General features: G+C 46.2%; 13 protein-coding genes. 6 read left to right on the top strand and 7 right to left on the bottom strand.

Features of this window, described 5'->3' with window-relative positions:
- Positions 1-13 precede the first annotated feature (13 nt).
- The 5 genes from DYADSP32_RS01300 to DYADSP32_RS01280 are packed head-to-tail and all read right to left on the bottom strand — an operon-like array spanning position 14 to position 4,877.
- Positions 14-739: a carbohydrate-binding family 9-like protein gene (locus DYADSP32_RS01300; protein ID WP_149244386.1), complete on the bottom strand. Its 726-nt coding sequence runs from the start codon at positions 737-739 to the stop codon at positions 14-16.
- Between the two features lie 6 nt (positions 740-745).
- Positions 746-1,837 carry an amidohydrolase family protein gene (locus DYADSP32_RS01295; RefSeq protein ID WP_414617417.1) on the bottom strand — a complete coding sequence of 364 codons (1,092 nt, stop codon included), beginning with the start codon at positions 1,835-1,837 and terminating at the stop codon, positions 746-748.
- 4 nt (positions 1,838-1,841) lie between these two features.
- On the bottom strand, positions 1,842-2,690 hold the full coding sequence (locus tag DYADSP32_RS01290) for a class II fructose-bisphosphate aldolase (RefSeq protein WP_414617416.1): 849 nt from the start codon (positions 2,688-2,690) through the stop codon (positions 1,842-1,844).
- Positions 2,647-3,603 carry a carbohydrate kinase family protein gene (locus DYADSP32_RS01285; RefSeq protein ID WP_149244387.1) on the bottom strand — a complete coding sequence of 319 codons (957 nt, stop codon included), beginning with the start codon at positions 3,601-3,603 and terminating at the stop codon, positions 2,647-2,649. The genes DYADSP32_RS01290 and DYADSP32_RS01285 overlap by 44 nt, the downstream gene beginning before the upstream one ends.
- A gap of 59 nt (positions 3,604-3,662) precedes the next feature.
- Positions 3,663-4,877 (bottom strand): SIS domain-containing protein, encoded by a 1,215-nt coding sequence (locus DYADSP32_RS01280; RefSeq protein WP_149244388.1) that lies wholly within the window; start codon positions 4,875-4,877, stop codon positions 3,663-3,665.
- A gap of 218 nt (positions 4,878-5,095) precedes the next feature.
- Here DYADSP32_RS01280 and agaR point away from each other — a divergent pair, with 218 nt between their 5' ends.
- Positions 5,096-5,875 carry a transcriptional repressor AgaR gene (agaR, locus tag DYADSP32_RS01275; RefSeq protein WP_149244389.1) on the top strand — a complete coding sequence of 260 codons (780 nt, stop codon included), beginning with the start codon at positions 5,096-5,098 and terminating at the stop codon, positions 5,873-5,875.
- A gap of 100 nt (positions 5,876-5,975) precedes the next feature.
- Here the strand turns inward: agaR and DYADSP32_RS01270 are convergent, their stop codons facing one another.
- Together DYADSP32_RS01270 and DYADSP32_RS01265 are read right to left on the bottom strand one after the other, a co-directional pair.
- A complete protein-coding gene (locus tag DYADSP32_RS01270; RefSeq protein ID WP_149244390.1) occupies positions 5,976-7,340 on the bottom strand; it encodes a Gfo/Idh/MocA family protein in 1,365 nt (454 codons plus the stop codon).
- Between the two features lie 186 nt (positions 7,341-7,526).
- A complete protein-coding gene (locus DYADSP32_RS01265; protein WP_414617415.1) occupies positions 7,527-9,746 on the bottom strand; it encodes a beta-N-acetylhexosaminidase in 2,220 nt (739 codons plus the stop codon).
- Between the two features lie 297 nt (positions 9,747-10,043).
- Between DYADSP32_RS01265 and DYADSP32_RS01260 the strand changes: the two genes are divergently transcribed.
- From DYADSP32_RS01260 to DYADSP32_RS01240, 5 genes are all read left to right on the top strand, one after another.
- Positions 10,044-10,904, top strand: coding sequence for a DMT family transporter (locus tag DYADSP32_RS01260; protein ID WP_149244392.1), 861 nt, complete (start codon positions 10,044-10,046; stop codon positions 10,902-10,904).
- 50 nt (positions 10,905-10,954) lie between these two features.
- Positions 10,955-12,067: an amidohydrolase family protein gene (locus DYADSP32_RS01255; RefSeq protein ID WP_149244393.1), complete on the top strand. Its 1,113-nt coding sequence runs from the start codon at positions 10,955-10,957 to the stop codon at positions 12,065-12,067.
- Between the two features lie 71 nt (positions 12,068-12,138).
- The gene (locus DYADSP32_RS01250) at positions 12,139-13,044 is read left to right on the top strand and encodes a hypothetical protein (RefSeq protein ID WP_149244394.1); all 906 of its coding nucleotides are present in this window, start codon (positions 12,139-12,141) and stop codon (positions 13,042-13,044) included.
- A 99-nt stretch (positions 13,045-13,143) separates the two neighbouring features.
- Positions 13,144-14,133 carry a polysaccharide lyase gene (locus DYADSP32_RS01245; RefSeq protein ID WP_149244395.1) on the top strand — a complete coding sequence of 330 codons (990 nt, stop codon included), beginning with the start codon at positions 13,144-13,146 and terminating at the stop codon, positions 14,131-14,133.
- Between the two features lie 577 nt (positions 14,134-14,710).
- The gene (locus DYADSP32_RS01240) at positions 14,711-17,854 is read left to right on the top strand and encodes a SusC/RagA family TonB-linked outer membrane protein (RefSeq protein ID WP_149244396.1); all 3,144 of its coding nucleotides are present in this window, start codon (positions 14,711-14,713) and stop codon (positions 17,852-17,854) included.
- The last annotated feature ends 7 nt before the right edge of the window (positions 17,855-17,861 follow it).

Below are 17,861 nucleotides of genomic sequence, written 5' to 3'. Positions count from 1 at the left end.
TCATTGCCTTATTTTACTCAAATTGAAAAGTCCCAAATTTGTTATACTCATGAAAATCTCCGCTGTTACGGCGCCATGCCCACAAGGTTTCACCCTGATCGTAATCGATGCGATTGAGATTTCCTTTCCAGCGTGTGCCGGAAACGGGGGCATTTTTGTAAAGTGGCCTTAGTAGTTGATAAGGAATGAATATTTCCGAAGTCCAGCTACTCACATCCGCATTGCTTTTTTGCAAACCTCCCTGCACATTTACCAAATGTCGGGTTTTCCGTTCTTTTTCATAATGAAATGGAATCCAGCTGTTCAACTTACCCTTTTCATTATATATCGCTATCGGCAGTTCGTAATTCAATGGCGAAAGTTCATATTCAAAATAGGCCGCCGTGGTGGAATCAGGCTGCAGAAATAGTTCGATCACATCCTCATTCCACAGGTCCAGAAAATCAGCCTGCATGCTGGCGGTGAGCTTTTTATCCTCACAAAAAAACAGAAAATAGATACCCGTGTCCGAATAAAGTACTTTGGCCTTTGTAGCGTATCTGCTATTGCCCGGTGTAATCTGCTGAATGACTGTCCATTTCGCTTTATTCCAGTGCTCGCCTTCGCCGTTTCCGGTTAGCGCAAAGTCGTCGGTTTTTCGAATAAGCAGTGTTGCAGTATCACCTTGCTTCACCTCACCTGAACAATTAGTGAAAAGCAGCACCGACAAAAAGCAAACCACTTGAAACGCTGAGATCATAGGTTCCTAGTTCAATACCTGCGATGGAAACCACTTTTCTGCATTTTTCCTATACAGCTTATCTATCACGGTTCTGGGCAGATGGAGAGCAGTGAATTTTTCGCTTACTTCAGGTGCTTCCATGATTTGATCAGAGGTAAAAAAAGCCCAGTGGTTTTTCCACACTTCACCTGCATGTTTAAGGAAGTCTTTTGGATTCTGACTATCATCAAACACCAGATCAGTCGAATACAGCAGCCTGTCCTGGTATTTGATAAAAAAATCATACACTTTTTTGTGATCCTGTACCGTCTGGTATTGGATATGGGAGATGCGCTCGGCCATATCCACAGCCATGTTGGGGAATTTGTCCAGCCTTTTTGCCAACTCGTCAAGGCTCCATTCCACACTACCCAGGTGAGCACCATCGAACCTAAGGCCGGGATGTTTCGCCAGCATATTATCCCTTGCTTCGATCTGTTTTTCGTATGAAGGGAATTCCGGATGCAGATACATATGATACTCGGCATGAGCCGCAAAGTACTCCCGGTCGTTCTTTACAGTCATTTTATCCAATGGCAGCCAGCAATTTTTAGGTTCTCCCAGATGCCCGACCAGTGTTTTGTTGTTTTTTTCGATAAAATCCCAAATCGGGTCCAGACGCGGATCGTCGATCATCACAAAGTGTCCTTCTTTGTCTTTAAATTCCATTCCGATGTTTTTCCAAACCTTCACGCCCGATGCACCTCTGGCAAACGACTCCCTCAAATAACCGATCGTTTTTTCCTGCCAGGTACTATCATCCAGATTTTCGATGTGAAAGCTGGTCGTATACGCGAGGCGATCCGCATATTCCTTTCGGTGCTCGGTAGCATAATCCTGTTGCTTTTCAATAGGTACGTATTCGGGAGCGGCAACGTTCAGGCTTAGCAACCGGAAACGGTTTGCTTTGGCAAATTCCAAAAAATCCGGATTAAAGGAATTGATATGAACGTGGGAGTCATATTTTTCAACGGTGGCGTAATCGTCCAGGCCATAATATTCTGAATTTTGATTTTCCGTACAGCTTTGCATAAGAACAAGAAAGGTGGTCAATCCAAAATAGAGATATTTTTTCATAAAACTAGCTTTTTACGATCTCTAACTTTTCTTCAACAAGCCTGGACACGGCATGTATCGCCGATGGAAATACATTGCGCAGATCAATATCTTCATTCATGGCCATGGAAGTTTTGAGGGTCTGCATAAAAATATTCTTGATCTCCGTAGCCAGGTTAATTTTACAGATCCCATTTTTGATAGCCTCTTTCAGGCTGCTACCCGGTATGCCCGAACCTCCGTGCAAGACGAGCGGGATATGGGTTGCTGCACGTATTTCACTGAGCCTTTGAATGTCCAGATTGGGCTCCTGTGTATAAAATCCATGGGCGGATCCGATGGCCACAGCAAGCGAATTAATTCCCGTCTGTTCCACAAAATACTTAGCCTCTGCGGGGTCGGTAAAACCTGTTTTTTCCTTAGACTGGCCAAGTTTGGCGATATAGCCCAGTTCTGCCTCCACATTAGCGCCGTAATTTGCCGCAAGCTCCACCACCTTGCGGGTAATGTCCATGTTTTCCTCAAAGGGTTTTTCGCTGGCATCAATCATGACCGAATCGAATCCGGCATCCAGACATTCGTGTACAAGATCATAGGAAACCGAATGATCCAGATGCAACCAACCTTCAACCTGATATTCCTCCAGAGAGGATTTGGCCAGATTGACGGCAACAGACAATCCCATGTAATCAATCGAGCTTTTAGTGAGCTGTAAAATGATGGGTTGGTTCAGCTGTGACGCTGCTTTCATAATGCCCCTCAGGGTCTCATAATTGTAAAAATTCGTTGCCAACAGTGAAGAATTCGTTTCCTGCATCTCCCTGAGCTTTTTAATCATGTTGCTTTTCGGCATAACCAAATCTTTCTTTAACATTTTGAAGAATATTTTCACCGCTGGTAAACGCACCACTACCTCCTGCGGCCGTGGTGGAGTAAGCCCCGGTCATATTGCCGAATTCCTGACAAACCTCCAATGGATATGCACGGGTGAACTTGTATATGAAGCCGGCGTTGAAACTGTCGCCCGCACCGATTGCATCAACGACCTCGTCATTCAGGAAGGCGGGCTGAAAAATAGTCTCGCCGCTGGTAAACAGCACTGAGCCATCACCACCCAATTTAACAACGACCGTATTGGCCAGCGCCTCAAGGTGTCCAAGCGCCTCGTGTAAATTTTCCTTTTTAGTCAGATTGAAAAGTTCCTTTTTGTTGGGAAGAAAAACATCCACATACGGTAGAATGCCCTGCATATCCATATCCCACTGCTCTGCAGGATCCCACTGCGGATCAAAAGAGGTGGTCAGGCCTGCCTCCTTGGCTCGTCTGAAAATTTCACCGACATCATTTCTCAGACCCTTTTGAATGAAAAAAGAAGACAGATGTAAATGGCGGGATCGGGCGATTGTTTCCCAGTCAATGTCGTTTAATGTGAGATCTTCCATGGCACCGGGATGTGTGATCATGGCCCGGTCTTCGCCAAAGTTCAGTACAACAGTAGCCCCGGTTTTGAGCTCCGGCTGCCTGGAGATTGCACACGTATTCACTTTACTTCCGTTCAGTGTCGATAACACCAGCTCACCGAAAGCATCCTCACCGATCTTGCCAATGAATGCAACCCTGCTGCCGAGGCAACTCAGGTTGCTGGCAAAGATGGCCGAAGAGCTGCCAAGAGTGACCGTCATATTTCCAGAGAGTATCTCCTTCCCTATTACCGGAAAAGAATCAATCTGGTTGAGAATAAAATCTACATTCAACTCCCCTATTACCGAAACGTCGAAGTCTTTCATACTGCGTTTTCTTTTTTAAAGATTGCCCTGAACTTGCCCGATGAAGGCACCACTTGTTACTACTCCGGGAAAGGGTAAATGGTTACTCCTCTCACTACGCGGGTAATGGTTTCTTTCCTGGATGGTTTATCCGGAGACAGGCCGAGTTCCAGTGATTTGTAAAAACCTAAAAGCTGAGCAGGAAGTACACTGACGACCGACAACAGTTCTTCATCCACCGTGTCACCATTCGGTGAGAGCTCAATGAGCATATCCGCCTCTATCGAAGTCCGGGCGGTTTCGATCACACCGATTCGATACAGGCCTTTTTCACCCAAACTGATCGCTCTGACCAGATCCCTCTCGTACTGATACACGTGTGCATTATTGGAGAACAGGTATACCAGGAGTGTCGACGAATTGATCACAGCCTTGGGGCCGTGCCGGAATCCCAGAAATGAATCGGATTTGCAGATCACGTTGCCGTCGGTAAGTTCCTGAACTTTCAGGTCCGACTCGTGCGCCACCGCCTGCAAGGGTCCTGACCCCAGAAAAATGGCACGCTCAAAATCAAGCCTGGCCACACTGCGTAGCTGGTCACTGTAATTTTCAAGGATTCTTTCCGCATAAACAGAGAGCTGCTCCACCTGCGGACGGAGGGAAACAATGTCTGCCACCCGGGAAATGAGCAAACCGGCCAACAGCATGGATGTAAAGCTGCTTGTCATGGCGAGGCTTTGATCATCCGCCTCAGGCGGAAGTAAAAATACCAGGGTTCTGCTAGTGCCCTGCCTGGAAGAACGCGCCAGCTGACCTTCCGGATTACAGGTTATAATCAGGTGGCAGACGCTATCACAAAATTCGTTCGCTATGTTGACTGCTGCGACACTTTCGGGACTGTCACCCGACCTGGCAAAGGAGATGAGCAGGGTAGCCTTTTTGTTGAAATATTGTTCGGGATGAAGAATCAGATCGGTGGTTGCAATGGCCGAAGTAATCCTGTTGGTATTTTTTTGAAATGGCCCCTGCAATACGTCACCAATGTAAGCGGAAGTTCCGGCGCCGGTAAGCATAACGGTCAAGGATTCCTGAGTGAAAGCACTATGCAGGAAACTTCCCAGCTTTTCCCGCTGCTCATACACCAGTTGCCAGGTTTTTTGCCAAAGACGGGGCTGCTGGGCAATTTCCTTTGCTGTGAGGTAACCACCATCATGCTGTAATTCCGACAAGGTTAATCCAAGCAATTCTTTTGAAAGGGTATATTGGTCTTTTAGTACGTTACTTTCGGAAGACATAATATGTTTCGTTTCATTTCATTTTCAAAACAAACTTAATCATTTCCTTTCGTAAAACGCAAGTAAATTTTCAAATTATCTTTTCAAACCCTGTATTTTTTATTTTTCGCGAAGGAAACGAAATTAATATCTCAATTAGACTTATTTTTACACCGCTATTTAACGCAGCGATTAATCTTTATCATACAGACGAGATTTTAAGGAAAACAAATTACTTTATGAGGAAAGCCGGAGAAAAGTCAACAGTGCAGCGACGCGTCATCATCCTGGAAATGCTGGAAGAAAAGGGCCAGGTAGACGTCACCACGCTCAGTAAGGAACTTATGGTAAGTGAAGTGACTGTCCGGAATGACCTTAAGCGACTGGAACAGAAAAATGCGCTCATCAGGGCAAGAGGCGGCGCCATGAAAATTGACCGGGTTGGTACTGATTTCGCCATTTCAGATAAGAACAAGCAGAATTATGAGCAAAAAAAGCGAATTGGCAAGGCAGCTGCGGCATTAATTGAGGAAGGCGATACCATTATTCTGGACTCCGGTACCACCACCATGGAGATCACCAAAAATCTCTCTCCCCTATCCGAGCTGACCGTAATTACCAACGCTTTGAATATCGCAGACCAGCTGGCAGAGCATCCCAAAGCGAATGTGATCGTACCAGGTGGCTTTTTACGTAAAAACTCCCTGTCCCTCATTGGCTCCACGGCGGAAGAAAGCTTTAAAAACTACTTCTGCGACAAATTATTCCTGGCCGTAGATGGCCTGAGTGTGGTATATGGCCTATCGACTCCCAATGTAGAAGAAGCCCACCTGAACCGGGTGATGATCTCTATCTCCAAACAGGTCATCGTTGTGGCAGATTCCAGCAAATTCCTCAAAAGAAGCTTTGCTTTTATGGCTCCCATCACGGCTATTGATATTCTCATTACCGATGATGGCATACCACTGGAGGATCAGAAAAAACTGGAAAGCGCTGGGGTTAAGGTGATTATTGTTTAAAATTTACATCAGCAAAAGACTAAACCAGCCCTTTATTTTCACTAGTTGTCAATTCAGGGCTGGCTGATTTTAACTCCAACTAAACAGAGCGACAAAGCCATCAATACGCATCCGTTCTCGCAAAATCATTTTTCCTGCTCATCCACTTCCCTCCGGTAAAATCAGGAAAGGCAACAGTTTCGTTTCCTAGCTCAATTGAGTTTTCGCTGAGCGGTGTGATCGCACTCCAGCTGGCTGCGTCATAGACATCCATTGAGGTTGGTTTCTTCCTTTTGACGGCTTCTACAAAGGCATGCATAACAAAAAAGTCGATTCCGTCATGCCCGGTCAGATAGGCCTCTTTGCTCCAGCGTTTCCAGAGCGGGTGGTCATACTTTTCGAGCCATGGTTTTTCATCATCCCAGCGCTCATGATCGTATTTAGACTGCCCTTCAATATAGATGCCTTTATTGAGATTCATCCAGATACCCCCGGTACCCTGCACCCGAAAGCCAAGGGAATAAGGCCTGGGCAGGTTGGTATCGTGCTGAAGCAAAATCGTTTCACCATTGGCACATTTGATATGTGTCGTTACCACATCTCCCAGCCGGAACAGGGCTTTGGCGTTGGGGTGATCCGCACCGCCCTTTTTCACGATATAATTATGCAAACCGCGCGCTTTCGTAGAGAATGAACTTAACGACTCAAACCGATTACCCCGGTTGATATCCAGCATCACTGCCAGCGGACCCACGCCATGTGTAGGATACAGGTCGCCATCCCGGTTTACGGAGTGATTGGTTCGCCATTTGGCTTCCGAAAACCCCTTCTCACCAAATTCGGCACCACTATTGTAAGGTGTAACACCATCATTGAATTTCACGCCACGCAGATCATGCTGATACCCACCCTGCATGTGGATCAGCTCACCAAAAAGTCCCTGACGAACCATATTGGTAATGGCCAGCGTATCACGTCGGTAACATGCGTTTTCGAGCATCATGACATGGGCATTGTTCCTTTCTGTTCTTCTTACTACCTCAAAATGATCTTCCATCGTAACACCCAGCACCACTTCTGTGGCGATGTACTTTATCCCGCCATCCAGCGCGTCAAGTATCATGGGCGTATGCAATTCCCACGGCGTGGCAATGATCAGGGCGTCTATAACTTTGGGATCAAGTAGCTTCCGATAGGCATAGGCATCGCCGGTCACGATCTTCGGAACCGTTTTCCCGGCATCACGAAATAGCTTTCCACTCATTTCCAGCATTCTGGGATCAATATCACAGATAACAGAAACATCCACATCGGTCCGTTTGAGCAACGTACTCAAATGCGCCTGCCCTCTGAGACCCGTGCCAATAATGCCTATGCGTATCCTATCGGCGAAAGGTTTCGAAAGCGATTTCAATGGCTTCATGGAACTCATTGCTGCGACGCCAAGTGACATGTTTTTTACAAATTTACGTCTGGAGTTATTCATGGGTTTTTGGGTTGTGATCTTGTCTGAGTATTGTTTAAATGATGATGCAAAGCGATCTGCATAAAACGTAGATGGCACTTCGCAGGCAATATGACTTATATGTTTAACTAATATCCCTAATCTAAGCGAAAAAAAAGTAAACCGAACCACATAGAAGCATAGAAAACATAGCGGGTGCTCCGCAGCCTACTTGAGAAACCGATCGTAAAAAAACCGATTATATTCCTGAAGCTTCAGAAGATATTCTTCCAGTCCCAATTGCTGCTCATCTACAATCAGATAAGTCATATCAGGCGTGCGGTTAGCGAAATGACGTGTTCGGTCCTGTTCAAAAAAATACTTTTTTTCATCTGTAGACATACCCTTGGGAAGCATCGTTGCGCTCCATACAACAATCAATTCGTCGTAAATTCGCTTCCGTCTCGCCAGCTGACCTTTCACGATGTCCTCAGCTGCCTTCAGGCTTTTGTATGTTGCCGGCAGATCCACAAAACGCTGCTGGTGAGCCGTCCTAATTGTATACTCAAGTCTGGATAGATCCTGGTAAGTCAGCGCTGTGTGTTTTACCAGATTGGCCAGTGTTTGAAACACCAGAATATCCTGAACATTTCCTAGTTCATCATTTTTCAAGTTGCTCTCACAGATAGCAAGTGCTGCATCCATCATTTTCAGCATTTCATCCGCATTTCTTAGGCGATCCTGATACCGGGTATTCCAGAAAGGATCGTACTCCACCGCATCACCACGGGGAAGGTCGGGCAGGTGCGTTTTACCAATTTCACCCCAGGCCCATACCCGCCGCTCAAAGCTTTCCATATAGAAATAGGCGCCTTCGTTTAACAAGCGATACAGCGAGTCTATACCAGTGGATTCATTTCCGTAACGGTTCATGAAAAATGTCTCCGTAAAATCATGCAAACCGGGTGCAGTGGCATTCCATGAAAAGGCGGCAGTAGTGGCAAAGCTGAGCATCCAGGCCTGCATCGGAAGACCCGAATCGTCCCAGGAAGTACGGATAACGCCATCAAAAACACCCTTACCCATTGTTTTTTGCAAAAAATCATATGAGTTCTCCAGGCTCCCCTTTTTCTTCTCCCCCTTACCTCCCTTCACAAAAAAGTAAGGCAGAAAAATCTGTTCTATACCCGGATTGGGATCATAAGCGTATACCGGATAACCCAGCGATTTGGCCTCTTTGGCATATCGCAGGTCAGCGGTTTCGTAGTCATAGGATTCCGTGAGCAAAATACCTTTGTGAGGTGTTACCGGTTTTTCCTGTTTCATTCCGGTGTGATACACTTCCAGGCGCCCCTTGGCCCAACCCATGGGCGCCTCCCAGGTCATAATGCCACGTCCTGAGCTTTCGATTCGTTTGGCCGACTCATCTATAAAAAGATGATAAAGGCCGCTCTTACCTATCTCATTTTCTTTCTTTTTGCATGCGGGACAGGCTCCCAATTCGTAGGTTTCATCGGAACCAATATGGATGAACTTTGAACCTGGCGTAGCCTCCATTGCGTCCTTCCAAAGATCAGAAAGCAAATCATAGGCGCCCTCTTTCAGTGGACAGAACTCAAAATTGGAAGCGGCCACTTCACGTAAATGTGCAAACTGGGGCCATTTCAGAATAAAGCTGACATGCCCCAAACCCTGAACGAGAGGCACGATTTGAACATGATACTGGTGTGCATAGCGCGTGATCTCCTGCATTTCTTTCATCGTAAACGCACCGGGCGCCCCTACTTCAGGATGACTTGGGTAAGCAAACTTGTCTTCCCATTCCCATACGAGCATATTTATTTTATATGCGGCAAGATCCCGGATCATAGTTTCCACGTAGCTCCGCTTATCCTGATGATGCTTGGTATCGTAATGAACAGCACGCACTTTTGTGTCGGGCCAGTCGGTAATGGAGATACCCGGCACCAATACCCGCGATTGCTTCTGCTGAATCAACTGCATGACGGTTTGCACGCCATAAAAAAGGCCCGCCTCACCCGATGCATTGATGATTAGTTTATCAGGATTAGATTTTAAAGTGTAACCCTCATTTCCTAATTTTTTTTCGGCTCCCTTCCGGGAAAGAATGATGGTTCTTTTGGAGGACTTGCCCGAAACTTTCACCCGGATACCTGGAATGGATTTCAAACGATTCAATAGCAAGTTGGCCGCGAACTGATCGCCAACCGAGGCATTTTTATCAACAATAACATCAATATCTTTTTCAAGAACAAAATCACCATCCAGAAGCCCGACTTCTTTCGGGTGTGGTATAAGGGAAATCCCCTGACTTAACAGGTTTTGATTTTGCCCAAAAACGATGCCAATTCCCGAAGCCGACAGCGTGAACCATGCAAAAAAAGCAAGGCAAAAGAAATGTTTAAATAAATTCTCCTTAAGTGTCATAATCATCTATTAAATTCACAAAAGTAAAGGTAACGTAAAAAAATATCTTTCAAAATATTTCAAAATAATGTTTAATTTAATTTTTACCTTTCGTTTCGATGTTGTAGTTTAGCAAATAAAAGACATAAAGTGCGGAAGCTTACGGAGCATGACTGTCTATTTCCTGACTAATAAAAGACCTCTTCAGGGGATCTTTTGTTTTTGACAAATACCACTAACAACGACCGAGGTCCTGAACAAGCACACGCACATATCCTCCAAATCGATCAAATACCAGACAACTGACACCCGTTATACATGAAAATCAAACCTTGGATTTTATATACCCTTATCACAACGTTATTATGGGGAGTCTGGGGGGCCTTTATCGAAATTCCCGAAAAGGCCGGTTTTCCTGCTACCCTGGGCTATTGCATATGGGCTCTTACCATGATACCCTGTGCCATAGTGGCGCTCAAAATAGGAAACTGGAAGCTTGATCGCGATAAGAAATCCGTATTCACAGGCAGTATGGCAGGGATTCTTGGCGCAGTGGGACAACTAGTCCTTTTCAAAGCACTGGAGACCGGCCCCGCCTACATGGTATTTCCCATTATCTCACTTTTCCCTGTGGTCACGGTTTTTCTGTCTGCCGTATTTTTAAAGGAACAGACGAGCAAAAAACAATGGTGGGGCATCGGCATGGCGCTGGTAGCGATCCTGTGCCTTTCTTATCAGCCTCCCAATCATGCCAATTTCACAGGATACCTCTGGTTGATTCTCTCAATCGTAGTCTTTTTGATGTGGGGTCTCCAAGCTTTCGTAATGAAATTGGGAAACGATTCGATGACTGCGGAGAGCATATTTTTCTATATGACCGTCACTGCACTTTTGTTTATCCCTGTGGCAATATCTATGACCGATACCGAAAAAGTCATTAACTGGGGGTTTAAAGGGCCATATCTGGCAGCCATTATTCAGATTCTCAACGCCATAGGAGCCCTCACTCTGGTATATGCGCTGCGCTACGGCAAAGCGATCATCGTTGTGCCGATTACCGCCCTAGCCCCTGTACTTACCATTGTCATTTCCCTTTTGCTGTATTCCGTAATACCTCATGGGGTAGTACTTGGAGGAATGTTGCTGGCCATCGCGGCTATTTATATCCTGGCAGAGTAAGATCAGATCGAAATCAAGTATGAGTTTCTCATTCATTTATTTTAAACAACATGCGACTTGTACATTTTTTAATTACGCTATTCCTGGTGTCGGCTTGTCATCGTCCTAAAAGCGTGAACAAAGGAGCCAGAGATGAACGGGCAACCTCACTCCTGCTGAAGGACTACAGACCAAATGCCCTGCACAAGGCAGGTAACAGCCAAGTAAAAAAAGCAAAATTCCCCATCATCGATCTCCATTCCCACGAGTACCCGGAGACGACCAGTGAAATAGATGAGTGGGTAAAACGGATGGATCGACTGGGTGTGGACAAAACCGTATTGCTCACCGGCAGAACAGGCGCGAAATTCGATTCTGTATTTCAGGTTTACTCCAAATATAAGGACAGGTTTATATTGTTCTGCGGCTTTGACTATACCGGCTACGACAAGCCGGGTTTCGGGCCGGCTGCGGTAAAGGAGTTGGAACGCTGCTTTAATGTAGGCGCTAAAGGTGCTGGTGAACTTGGCGACAAGGGCTGGGGTGAAATTTACTCCCTTCCCGTGGAAGCAAGGGGTATGCATATCGACGATCCCCGCATGAAGCCACTGCTGGAAAAGTGCGAAGAACTGGACATACCCATCAGCATACATGTAGCGGACCCGATCTGGATGTACGCAAAAATGGATTCCACCAACGATGGACTGATGAATGCTTTCAAGTGGCGACTGGATAACCGACCGGGTATTGTGGATCATTCAGGAATGATGAAAATTCTTACAAATGCCGTCGCGGCTCACCCCGGAGTAACATTTATAGCCTGCCATCTCGCCAACTGCTCCTATGATCTTGATCAGCTGGGAGCGATGTTTGACCAGTATCCCAATCTGTACGCCGACAACGCTGCACAGTATGCGGAGACATCAGCCATACCCCGTACGGCAGCCCGTTTCTATGAAAAATATGCCGACCGCCTGCTGTATGGTACCGATATGGGGACAACAGAAGGGATGTATCTGACTACCTTCCGGATACTGGAAACAGAAGATGAACATTTCTATGATAGGGAAATATCAGGTTACCACTGGGCCATGCATGGATTTGCCCTGAACGACAAAGTATTAGACAAAATTTACCGCAGAAACGCCATGAAAATCCTGAAACTGCCCATCTCCTCAGAATAACCAAAACGTATACTATATCCGTTCTAGTCATTTGTATTTATAAATCAATTTAGTCCTAAACTATCCGCTATATGATTCGTAACTCCCTTGGAATTTTGATCATTCTGATTTCCTGCTCAGGAAGTGATAAAAATACGGGTTTTGTCAATCCCGGAAATGGAAGTTGCTTCACCTGCGCATCCGCCCCCGAAGGCACACTCTTTTGTGATGACTTCGAAAACAACATACCATTGAAGGAAAAATATTTCGAATATAATGATGCAGGCGGGCGGTTCATTTTGGCCGAAAAAGTGGGCCAGGCTGACAGTCGAGGAATGAAGGTAATATTCAGAAAAGGCGATGTGGATGTTGGTGCACTTCGCAAGTCGATTGGAAGAACCCCCGGTGATTACATCAGTAAAAACGCAGCATCACCTGAAAAAGACTTTGATGAGATTTACTGGCGGGTAGACCTGAAACGCCAGGAAGGCTGGAAAGGAGGAGGCGGAGACAAGCTATCCAGGGCTACTGTGATGGCAAATAGTGGCTGGGCGCAGGGAGCGATAGGCCACCTGTGGTCGGCCGGAAATTACATCGTGATGGATCCCGCAAGCGGAATCGACGAGCAGGGCAACCTGGTCACAACGAAGTACAACGATTTTGACAAGCTCAGATGGAACCTGGGCAAGAAAGTAGGTACAACAGACGTATACAGCGATGCCACAGCCGGTGAATGGTTTTGTATTGAGGGACACATGAAACTGAACACGCCCGGGAAAAATGATGGACTATTTGAATTTTGGATCAACGACAAACTGCAGGGCAATACAACGGGCATGAACTGGCACGGCAACTGGAACAGCGACGCCAATAATATGAAGATCAACGCGGTGTTTTTCGAAAATTACTGGAACAAAGGGTCCGTTCAGGATCAGGAGCGCTACCTGGACAATATCGTGATTTCCACCAAGCGAATTGGATGTTCCTGTGGTAAATAGTCATCAGGGACCCCAATAGACCTGAACCAATTTTACACACTCGCCTCACTCCGATTTTTTAGTTATATCCAGAGAAAATCTACACCAAATCAAAATGTCATGAATCTTTCGAACCTCATTCTAAAATCGCTGGTCATTGGATTTTGTTTTTTCATTGCCATTGTAAGTTGTTCTTCAAAAGAGGATACGCTTAAATCAGATCCTGATAACCGCGAATTAATTTCGAGCCGCTACCAGAACGACTCCGGTATTGAAAATGACCCGGATGTTCTTTTCGTTGAAAAATTTGACACTGCATTAAACAATGTCCTCCAGCGATACAATGATGTTAAAAACGGCAGTCACATGTCGCTCGTTGACGATGTACCTCCGGGAAACACCCAGGGCAAATCCATTGTCATTTCGAACAACAATGGAGCTACCGACGGCGGTCATTTATACAAAAAATTTGACCAGGGTTTCGATGGTGATGTTTATCTGAGGTACTATGTCAAATATCCCGAGGTGTCGAGGAGCAAATTTAGCCACATCAGCGTAAGGATCGGCGGCTATGACCCACCTTCCTCCTACCCGATCGGACGCGCCGGAAAGTGTAATGTAGCTACAAACTTCAATTTATCATACGAGCCCGTCACCGACAACGGCCAGATGGAAACCTACATTTACTGGCCACAAATGAGCGCCTCTAACGTCCAGGGTGACATTTGTTACGGGAATTATCTAATCACAAACAGCGGAAAATCACGAAATCTGGAATTTGGAAAATGGATGTGCGTAGAGTTGATGGTAAGGCTGAATACACCAGGACTATCCGACGGAGAATTTCGTGTGTGGCAGGATGGCGAAGAAATGGGCCATTGGAAACCCGGAAGCCCCAAGGGCAAATGGAATGCAGGAAAATATACTCACTCGTCGGTTGGCACTCCTTTTGAAGGATTTATGTGGAGGGGAGCCAGCAATCCCGACCTGAGAATCAACAACATCAAATTTGAGTTCTACGACACCAAAAGCCCGAAAGGCTACAACAATTTCGTCCAGTACAGTAATGTTGTGATTGCTAAAAAAAGAATCGGTCCGATCAGCCAATAATAACGGACACGCCTGGCCACTCAAGAATTCAGCTCAACGCTACGTCCGCTAACCAAGAGACCATCCCTGCCTTTCATTTCCCTAGTTATTCTGCGCAAAATTAAAGGTTTCGAATCCATTTTGCGATCATTACCTGTATATTTCCATAATAGTAGATACAAAACGAAAGGAAAAATAATTTAATTTGTTTAAAATGTTTTGAAATGAAAGATAACATATATAAATTTGTTTCGAATTAAAAGCAATAACCAGGCAACGTGTTTTTTTTGCAATAAACCCGTCCAGGGAACCACACAACAGAACAGCAGATAGCAGAGCCAGGGTCGTAAATTTTGAGTGAAGAACCGAACAACTACACTCCAGCAGATCCTGCTACCATTAGGAAACAACGGAAAGTTGAGGCTTGGCATGACGCCCTTACGGCTCATCGCCTGGCAGATTACGCAAACAGAAAAACGTATAACAAGAGTCGTCAGACCCGCTTCACCATTATACCGATTTTGCCTATGTTATTTTGAATTCCATCCAATCCAGCAATAACCCTTTTACTATTTCTCAATACTTAACTCATAACTGAATGAAACAGAAATTACTACTCAGATTATTGTTCATTATGCTCGGCAACCTCTGCATGGCAGAGTTCGGCTATGCCCAGCATAACATCCGGGGGAAGATCACATCTGAAAAAGAAAGTGAAACCGTACCTGGCGCTTCTGTGATGATCAAAGGTACTTCCATAGGCTCGCTGACCAACGAGGATGGCACCTTTACGATTTCCGCACCCAATGGAAATGGAATTCTTGTGGTTTCATTTATAGGCTACAAAACGCAGGAACTTCCCGTAAACAACCGTGGCGTAATCGACATTGTGCTGAAAGAAGATGCAACCGTGCTGGGTGAGGTGGTGGTTACTGCTCTCAACATTGAAAGAGACAAAAAAGCACTTGGCTACTCCATTCAGCCGGTAGATCTGACGACCGCAACAGAGGCGCGGGAAGCTAACATCGCCAACTCTCTGAAGGGCAAGGTTGCAGGTGTACACGTAAACCCTACCACCGGAGGTGCGGGGAGCTCATCCTTCGTGGTGATACGTGGCGGGAGCTCCTTGGCTGGCGAAAACCAGCCTTTGTATGTCGTTGATGGTGTTCCTATTGATAACCAAACCCTTGATCGCGCGGGCTTAGGAGGCGGACGTGACTATGGCGATGGGATCAACAACATCAACCCGGATGATATTGAATCCATGTCGGTACTTAAAGGACCGGCAGGCGCATCTTTGTATGGTGCCAGAGGAGCAAATGGTGTGATTTTGATTACGACCAAAAGCGGCAAAGGCCGAAAAGGAATCGGCCTGGAATTTAATTCCAATGCCGTTATCGAAAAGATTAACGTTATCCCGACCATGCAAAGCAAGTGGGGCGTAGGATACGGAGGCTCCAACAGCTTCGGCACAGCAACCTTCAATGGGGTAAGCTATCCTGCGCAGACAGGGAACGGAGACTTTTTCGGAGGCCCTCTTGACGGGCAGATGATCATGTACGCCCACATGCCCGAATGGGGCCCAAAGGCCTATTCCGCACAGCCGGCAGATAACCTGAGAGACTTTTATAATACGGGAAAAACATTTACGAATACGGTTTCCATTTCTGGTGGAGGCGACAACTCCACTTTTAGGGCCTCTGTGTCAGATATGCGAAACACGGGGATTCTACCGAATAATAAATTCGAAAGACAGACTATAAATTTGAGAGCAACTTCCAACATTACCGACAAATTGTATGTGGAAGGCAAGGTGAACTATGTGAAGCAAAAAGCCAACAACCGGCAAATGAACGGTGTGGCACTCAAAAATCCGAACTATAGCCTTGTACTTGTTCCTCGTTTTGTAGACCTGAACTGGCTGAAAGATTACAAAAAGGCCGACGGCTCCGCAGCCAACTGGAAGAATGGTGTCCCTTACAATCCCTATTGGATCGTTAACGAATTTCAGAATGAGGATACCAGGGACCGGGTAATCGGTATGCTGATGGCACGTTACAAGCTTACAAGCTGGCTCAGTATCCAGGGAAGAGCAGGAACCGATTTCTATACGGACGAACGTTTTGAGCGGGAAGGCACGGGAACTCCCGTTGCAGCCAGCTTGCCAGGAACCGTTGGTAACGCCAAGTGGACCGTGAAGGAAGAGAACATTGACGCCCTTCTTACAGCTTCCGGAAAACTGTCTACCGACTTTACCGGTTCTCTTTCCCTCGGCGCCAATCATTTGAACCGGAAGCAGGAAGTGGTGGGTTATTCGGGACAGAATCTGAACATCCCCTATTTCTACCACATCAGCAACGCGCAGCTGGTTACGGCAAGGAATTCAATTTCTAAAAAGCAGATGAACTCTGTTTATTTTACAGGAAATTTGGGCTATAAAGATTATCTCTTTTTAGATGTAACGGGCCGTAACGACTGGTCATCAACTTTGGGATTAAACAACAATTCCTTTTTCTATCCTTCCGTTGCTACCAGCTTTGTCTTTACAGAAGCGCTCAATATTCGCAGCAATCCCTACCTTTCGTTTGGAAAGGTGCGCTTATCTCTGGCTCAAGCCGGAAATGATGCATCTCCGTACCAGACCGTGGGTGGCTATGCACTAAACACCGTGGGTTATGGCGCAGGACTCCCCTACGCCACCGTGCAGAGCAGAGTGCCTCTGTCAACGTTGAAGAATGAATTAACAACTGGTTTTGAAGCCGGAACAGAGTTGCGTTTCTTCAAGAACCGCCTGGGTGTAGATTTTACATATTATTCACAATCCACAAAAAACCAGATCCTGCCCGTTCAGGTGTCCATGGCCACGGGTTACAGCACAAGGGTTATCAACGCAGGAGAAATACGCAACCAGGGACTTGAACTCATGGTAAACGGTTCACTTTTTCAAGGCAAAAGCTTCAAATGGGATGTCAATCTGAACTTGTCGCGTAACAGATCCAGAGTGGTGTCACTTGCCCCAAACATCACCTCCTATGTAATGGAATCCACCACGGCCAACGCATACATTGAAGCAAGAGTGGGCGAAGCATATGGCAATATTGTAGGCTTCCCCTATCTGCGCACAGACGACGGGCGCTTGCTGCTGGGTAGCAACGGGGTGGTTCAGCGGTCGGCAGAAAGGGTCGTACTCGGCAATATTCAGCCCGATTTTCTTGGCGGCCTCACCAATACATTTTCTTTCAAGGGACTCACACTGAGTGCGCTGCTTGATATTCGTCAGGGTGGGAACGTATTTTCCTTTACCAAGGCGCAGCAGATGGGCAAAGGAACCGGTGTGTTCACCGAAAATCGGGAAAACCTGATCAACGATGGTGTAATTGCCCAGGCAGATGGATCCTTCAAACAAAGTGATGTTGTTCTTTTACCGGAACAGTATTATGCACAAAGATTCTGGGGCAATGTAGGTGAGGAATTTGTATTGGATGCCAGTTACATATCGCTAAGAGAAATGACCTTCGGCTACTCTTTCAGACCGGCCTTTCTCAAAAAGACACCATTCCGGAGCATGAAGTTGTCGGTGGTTGGCCGAAACCTGGCGTATCTCAAACGCGATCCGCAGATGAAAGCGATGGGTATCACACCGGAATCCGCCTATTCGCCTTCCATGGCAGCTCAAGGATTTGAGGCCAATACCTCACCTTCCACCAGAACCTACGGTTTTAACCTCTCATTTTCTCTATAATTATCTG

Origin of the sequence: Dyadobacter sp. 32, from assembly GCF_902506755.1 — a bacterium.
In the GTDB taxonomy this organism is placed as follows: domain Bacteria; phylum Bacteroidota; class Bacteroidia; order Cytophagales; family Spirosomataceae; genus Dyadobacter.
The sequence above is the reverse complement of the archived record's forward strand: the minus strand, read 5'-3'. Positions and strand labels throughout refer to the sequence as shown.

Coding starts and splice junctions, on each gene's coding strand:
- DYADSP32_RS01290 (WP_414617416.1), bottom strand. CDS start 2,690: ATGTTAAAGAAAGATTTGGTTATGCCGAAAAGCAACATGATTAAAAAG.
- DYADSP32_RS01260 (WP_149244392.1), top strand. CDS start 10,044: ATGAAAATCAAACCTTGGATTTTATATACCCTTATCACAACGTTATTA.
- DYADSP32_RS01250 (WP_149244394.1), top strand. CDS start 12,139: ATGATTCGTAACTCCCTTGGAATTTTGATCATTCTGATTTCCTGCTCA.
- DYADSP32_RS01245 (WP_149244395.1), top strand. CDS start 13,144: ATGAATCTTTCGAACCTCATTCTAAAATCGCTGGTCATTGGATTTTGT.
- DYADSP32_RS01285 (WP_149244387.1), bottom strand. CDS start 3,603: ATGAAAGACTTCGACGTTTCGGTAATAGGGGAGTTGAATGTAGATTTT.
- DYADSP32_RS01295 (WP_414617417.1), bottom strand. CDS start 1,837: ATGAAAAAATATCTCTATTTTGGATTGACCACCTTTCTTGTTCTTATG.
- DYADSP32_RS01240 (WP_149244396.1), top strand. CDS start 14,711: ATGAAACAGAAATTACTACTCAGATTATTGTTCATTATGCTCGGCAAC.
- DYADSP32_RS01300 (WP_149244386.1), bottom strand. CDS start 739: ATGATCTCAGCGTTTCAAGTGGTTTGCTTTTTGTCGGTGCTGCTTTTC.
- DYADSP32_RS01265 (WP_414617415.1), bottom strand. CDS start 9,746: ATGACACTTAAGGAGAATTTATTTAAACATTTCTTTTGCCTTGCTTTT.
- DYADSP32_RS01270 (WP_149244390.1), bottom strand. CDS start 7,340: ATGAATAACTCCAGACGTAAATTTGTAAAAAACATGTCACTTGGCGTC.
- DYADSP32_RS01255 (WP_149244393.1), top strand. CDS start 10,955: ATGCGACTTGTACATTTTTTAATTACGCTATTCCTGGTGTCGGCTTGT.
- agaR (WP_149244389.1), top strand. CDS start 5,096: ATGAGGAAAGCCGGAGAAAAGTCAACAGTGCAGCGACGCGTCATCATC.
- DYADSP32_RS01280 (WP_149244388.1), bottom strand. CDS start 4,877: ATGTCTTCCGAAAGTAACGTACTAAAAGACCAATATACCCTTTCAAAA.